The sequence below is a fragment of the Mucilaginibacter sp. genome (genome assembly GCF_041663085.1).
Classification (GTDB): Bacteria; Bacteroidota; Bacteroidia; order Sphingobacteriales; family Sphingobacteriaceae; genus Mucilaginibacter.
In genome coordinates, this window is sequence record NZ_JBAZRC010000214.1 from 1 (window position 1) to 4999 (window position 4999).

The window sequence follows — 4999 nt, forward strand, 5'->3', positions numbered from 1 at the left end:
TAATAACGACCATATCCAAACTATCCTGAATGGCATAGCCCATAAAAAAGTGCTTTGTATTGATTATATAGCCGGTTACACACAAACCAAAACCAACCGGCATATCGAGCCCGTAGGTATTTTTTATCTGGATAGCTTTTGGCACCTCATCGCTTTTTGCCGAATGCGGGAAGATTACCGTGATTTTAGACTAGACAGGATACTTGACCTTGCCGAAACCGATATTACGTTTGATGGTAAGCACCCTACACTTAAGGATTATATTGCCCAAACCGCATCAGAGCATAAACTGGAAACTATTGTGATAAGGGTTGATAATAAAATTGCCCATTATATAAGCGCTCAGAAATACTACAACGGCTTTGTATCCGAAAAGCAACACAGCACCCATGTAGAAATGACCTTCCTGACCATATCTGCAGAGGGGTTTGCCCGTTGGTTTATGATGTTTGGCGATCAGGCCGAAATTGTTAGTCCGCCGACGGTGAGGGATAGGATAGTTGAATTGACAGAGGCTGTTTTAAGGCGGAATGGGGTAATGGTTTAATTCAAACCCGACCGTCATGCCGAATTTATTTCGGCATCTCTCAGGACATTTCACCCACTTGCATGCGGGATGCTGAAATAAATTCAGCATGACCTTTCTATTTTCCCTGCTGACATACTGTTGTCAAAACACCTCCTTTCTTTGTGGCTAAGTTTTTGTGTTTAATAAATTACTGTTATGGCCATTAAATATTTCATAGTAGTTGTATCAAAAGATCATTTAGCCCGTGGGGTTGAAGGTGGTTTTATGCAGGCAAACCATGGTAAGGAAGCGCCGCTTAAAAAACTAAACCCCGGCGATTGGGTTATATTTTATTCGCCTAAACAAACTTACGGTGGTAAAGAACCGCTACAGGCGTTTACAGCTATTGGGCAGGTGAAGGATGACAAGATCTATCAGCAGAAAATGAGTGAGGATTTTATGCCTTACCGGCGCGATGTTGATTTTTATAAATGCACTGAAACACCAATTGAACCATTAATACCCGAACTGCATTTTATTGAGAACAAAAAGGCCTGGGGATTTAAATTCAGGTTCGGTTTTTTTGAGATAAATGAAGCCGATTTTAAAACCATTACCTCGGCAATGATAACAGGTGAACCAACAATTACCAAACAAATCTAAATATATAAACATCATGGAAAAGCTATCATTATCAACCAAAATAGACATAAATGCCCCTGTGGCAGAAGTTTGGAAAGGTTTAACCGACCCGGAGATCGTAAAACAATACTTCTTCGGTACCAATGTAAAATCGGATTGGAAAGCGGGTAGCCCCATTACCTTTAGCGGCGAGTGGGAGGGAAAGAGTTACCAGGATAAAGGTAATATACAGGAAATTACCCCCGGTAAATATGTGAAATACAGTTACTGGAGCAGCATGGGCGGTACCGAAGATAAGCCCGAAAACTACGCGAATGTAAGCTATACCCTGGATGAAAATGATGGCTTTACCACCTTAACTGTTACCCAGGACAATATTAAGGATATTACCTCCAAAGAACACTCTGAACAAAACTGGCAAACGGTTTTTGGCGGGTTAAAAAAGCTGTTGGAGAAATAGCCGATCGCTTTATATTATCTTTATTAAAGCCTAATTATTAAAAACTTATCATATAAAAATGGATCATGAAATTGAAAACCTGCCGATGTTTTACATTGCCGGGTTAGCCGTACGAACGATTAACAAAGACGGACAGGCTGCTAACGATATAGGCAGCCTTTGGCAACGCTTTACACAGGAAAACCTTTCCGAAAAGCTGGATGAAAGGGAAGGCAATGAGCTATACTGCGTGTATACCGATTACGAAAGCGACCATAACGATTATTACACTGCTATACTGGGTTGCAAGGTAACATCGATAGAATACCTGCCCGAAGGGTTTGCCGGCAAGGCTATACCGGCAAGTAAATACGCGGTGTTTACACCCATTGGTAAATTCCCGGCAAATATTGGTGCTACGTGGCAATATATCTGGCAATCAGATCTCCGGCGAACATACACCGCCGATTTTGATGTATATGATACCACAGATAAAGCTTTTGAGGATATTGAATCGAAGGTTTATGTGGCGGTAGATTGAGCAATAGCGTTCACGTTCACTGCCGTGAACACCGTGAATTATTATAAATCGCTTGTAATCAATTTGTTGAAAATTGGCTACTGGCAAAATACTGTCACCATTAATTCAGGATAATAGTTTAGCGGGCGAAGGTCATCCTTTGTCCGCTTTGCTCACTTACCAGCTTACCGTTTTCATAAACCAAATTACCCGATACAATAGTGCTTACTACACTGGCCTTAAATGTACTCCCCTCAAAAGGCGACCAGCCGCATTTGTAGAGAATATTGCCTTTGTTAACCTGCCATGGGCTGTTCAGGTTTACCAGTGCCATATCGGCCCAGTAACCTTCGCGGATAAAACCGCGCTTCTCTATCTGGAAGATGGTAGCCACATTATGCGCCATTTTTTCGGCAATCTGCTCTAATGTTGTTTTACCGTGATGATAAAGCTCGAGCATGGCGGGCAGGGCGTGTTGTACCAACGGGCCACCGCTTGGTGCCTGCAGATAAGGTTGTGATTTTTCTTCGATGGTGTGCGGTGCATGGTCGGTAGCTATCACATCTATGCGGCCATCTAAAATAGCTTTTAGTATCTCGTCGCGGTCGGTTTCGGTTTTAACGGCGGGGTTCCATTTTATCAGGTTGCCTTTTGTCTCGTAATCGGCATCGGTAAACCATAAATGATGGATGCAGGCTTCGGCAGTTATCCGCTTATCAGCCAGTGGAATATCATTGCTGAATAAGTTTGTTTCTTTAGCTGTAGAGATATGCAGGATATGCAGGCGTGTATTGTGCTTTTTAGCCAGTTCAACCGCCATTGATGACGACAGGTAACAAGCCTCGGCGCTACGGATTTTTGGGTGAAGCCTCACCGGGATGTTTTCGCCAAGCAACTGTTTGTAATGTTCCAGGTTGCTTTTGATGGTAGCCTCATCCTCGCAATGGGTGGCAATCAGCATGGGCGATTGGGCAAAGAGGTGTTCAAGCGTGGTGGGGTTATCTACCAGCATATTCCCTGTTGATGACCCCATAAAAACCTTTACACCGCAAACGTTTTTGGCATCGGTACGCAAAACCTCGTCAAGGTTATCATTTGATGCACCCATAAAGAACGAGTAGTTGGCCGGCGAGTTTTTCGCCGCTATATCGTATTTATCCTGTAGTAATTGTTGGGTTAGGGTATTGGGCACAGTGTTGGGCATCTCCATAAATGAAGTAATACCACCAGCCACAGCCGCGCGCGACTCTGAAGCAATATTACCCTTGTGGGTAAGCCCCGGCTCGCGGAAATGCACCTGGTCGTCTATACAACCGGGGAACAGGTGCAGGCCTTCGGCATTGATCTCCTTATCTGCTTTAGCATCAATACTGCCGGCTATTTTTTCAATAAAGCCGTTTTTAATGAGCAGGTCGGCCTGGGTTTGCTTTCCTTCGTTTACTATTGTTGCCGATTTGATGAGGATACTTGCCATGTAGCAAAGATAAGTGTTTAGAGTAGAATCAAGATATAAGAGTCAAGAACCAAGACAATATCTCATATCTTAACTCTAATAGTCTTGTATCCCTCACTACTTCCCGCCGAAGTAATAATTTACACCAAAATTAAAGTTGTTGTTCAGGCTGGCGTTTACATAGCTGCCATGGCTCAGGTAGTTATACTGGTAACTGATATTACCAAAGCCCATATTTAAACCAACCTTTGGCGTAGGGAAAAATACCACATTTGGCCCTGCAAAAGCCGCGAAGTGGCCATCTGAAAAATTATTGGCGTTGTGTGCGGTGCTTACGCCCATTTGCGGGTAAATACCAAACTTATCTGTAAACATGCAGTAGTAACGCAGGTTAACAGCCAGGCCAACAATATCGGTGTGGTATTTATGGGTATAGCTGTAGTTATTTGCTGTGTTTGTGCTGGAGTAAAAGTTTGAAACCTCGGTGCCCGATACCCTTGAGTAGCCCGGCTGTATACCAATAGCCCATTTATCGTTCAAAAAGAAACCAAACTCGGGGCTGATGTTAAAGCTTACAATATCCTTGTTAAAATACTGTGTGGTGCCGCTATCATAATTAAAGTTTTGCACGGTACCATCCTGGTTGTAACTAAAGGTGAAACTGCCGCCAAGGTATTTCTGGCCTTTGCCGGTTTGCGCTGATGCTGTGCCGAATGTAAGAAGTGCTGCGAATGTGATAAGTAAAAGTTTTTTCATGTATTGAATTTATGTGGGGCGAAGATATGATTTGAGGCTAATACGGGGAAAGATAAGTATACGATACAGGTTCTGTAGATATAAGATGAAATGAAAGGAGAGGGGGCATGGTGAGCGTGCCGAACCATTAGTGAGAAGTATAAGTCTTCGACATGCTCATACTGACAAGTGTCTTACCGCCATTGCGGGTTTTACTCACCCCGGCTACGCTACGCTGGCCGACCCTCTCTGCTGCGCAAAGAGGGTGAAGAAGTTAAAAAAAATTTTCTCCCACTCTTTGCGCAGCAGAGAGGGGGCAGGGGCTGAGTTAAACAAAAACCTTATCTTTGCGGCTATGGCTGTAACTTTTGAAGATTTTAAATTTAACCGGCAGATACTAAATGCAATTGCCGATGCCGGTTATACCGAAGCTACGCCTATCCAGCAAAAAGCTATCCCGCCTATCATGAACGGGCAGGATGTAATGGGTATTGCGCAAACGGGTACGGGTAAAACCGCTGCGTACGTATTGCCAATATTAATGAAGCTAAAATATGCGCAGGGCGAAAACCCACGTGCGCTTATTGTATCGCCAACGCGCGAGCTGGCTATGCAGATAGAGGAGAATATTAAGGCATTTGCGGTAAATACCGATCTGCGTGTGGTGGTGTTATATGGTGGCATTGGCCCCAAAACACAGAT

General features: G+C 43.7%; 7 protein-coding genes. 5 read left to right on the top strand and 2 right to left on the bottom strand.

From position 1 onward, the window contains the following. The 4 genes from WC615_RS22425 to WC615_RS22440 all read left to right on the top strand — a co-directional run. The coding region (locus WC615_RS22425; protein ID WP_372980265.1) for a WYL domain-containing protein at positions 1 to 547 on the top strand (547 nt) is incomplete at its 5' end. A 177-nt stretch (positions 548 to 724) separates the two neighbouring features. Next, positions 725 to 1171, top strand: coding sequence for an EVE domain-containing protein (locus tag WC615_RS22430; protein WP_372980266.1), 447 nt, complete (start codon positions 725 to 727; stop codon positions 1169 to 1171). 13 nt (positions 1172 to 1184) lie between these two features. Further along, positions 1185 to 1610 (top strand): SRPBCC family protein, encoded by a 426-nt coding sequence (locus WC615_RS22435; protein ID WP_372980267.1) that lies wholly within the window; start codon positions 1185 to 1187, stop codon positions 1608 to 1610. Between the two features lie 58 nt (positions 1611 to 1668). Beyond that, positions 1669 to 2130 carry a GyrI-like domain-containing protein gene (locus WC615_RS22440; protein ID WP_372980268.1) on the top strand — a complete coding sequence of 154 codons (462 nt, stop codon included), beginning with the start codon at positions 1669 to 1671 and terminating at the stop codon, positions 2128 to 2130. 118 nt (positions 2131 to 2248) lie between these two features. Here WC615_RS22440 and WC615_RS22445 read toward each other — a convergent pair whose 3' ends face one another. Next, entirely contained in the window at positions 2249 to 3583 is a 1335-nt protein-coding gene (locus WC615_RS22445) for a dihydroorotase (RefSeq protein WP_372980269.1), read from the bottom strand. Between the two features lie 96 nt (positions 3584 to 3679). Next, positions 3680 to 4318 carry a hypothetical protein gene (locus WC615_RS22450; RefSeq protein ID WP_372980270.1) on the bottom strand — a complete coding sequence of 213 codons (639 nt, stop codon included), beginning with the start codon at positions 4316 to 4318 and terminating at the stop codon, positions 3680 to 3682. Positions 4319 to 4652: 334 nt separating this feature from the next. On the opposite strand from WC615_RS22450, the gene WC615_RS22455 reads away from it, so the two are divergent. Beyond that, a partial coding sequence (locus WC615_RS22455; protein ID WP_372980271.1) for a DEAD/DEAH box helicase occupies positions 4653 to 4999 on the top strand: 347 nt, incomplete at its 3' end.